This window comes from Paraburkholderia sp. SIMBA_030 (assembly GCF_046535245.1).
Taxonomy (GTDB): domain Bacteria; phylum Pseudomonadota; class Gammaproteobacteria; order Burkholderiales; family Burkholderiaceae; genus Paraburkholderia.
Map to the genome: position 1 here is coordinate 1 of NZ_JAWRXB010000268.1, position 300 is coordinate 300.

Sequence of the window (300 nt, forward strand, 5' to 3'; positions counted from 1 at the left end):
GCCGGTGACCCGGGCAGCCTTCGAAGAGGCGCTCCGTCTCTATCCGCCGGCGCCCTCGATAAACCGTGCGGCCATCTCCGATGACAGCTGGACCGATGCCAAGGGCGAGCGCGTCGATATCCATGCCGGCATGACGGTGCTGATCATGCCGTGGACGCTGCACCGCCACGAACTCTACTGGGAAAAGCCGCGCGCCTATATGCCAGAGCGTTTCCTGCCGGAAAACCGTGGCAAGATCGGCCGCTTCCAGTTCCTGCCCTTCGGTGCCGGTCCCCGTGTCTGCATTGGCGCGACCTTTGC

Annotated in this window: 1 protein-coding gene; it reads left to right on the forward strand. The window is 64.7% G+C overall.

Features of this window, described 5'->3' with window-relative positions; translation table 11 throughout:
• The coding region (locus SB772_RS39955; protein ID WP_410838513.1) for a cytochrome P450 at nucleotides 1-300 on the forward strand (300 nt) is incomplete at both ends.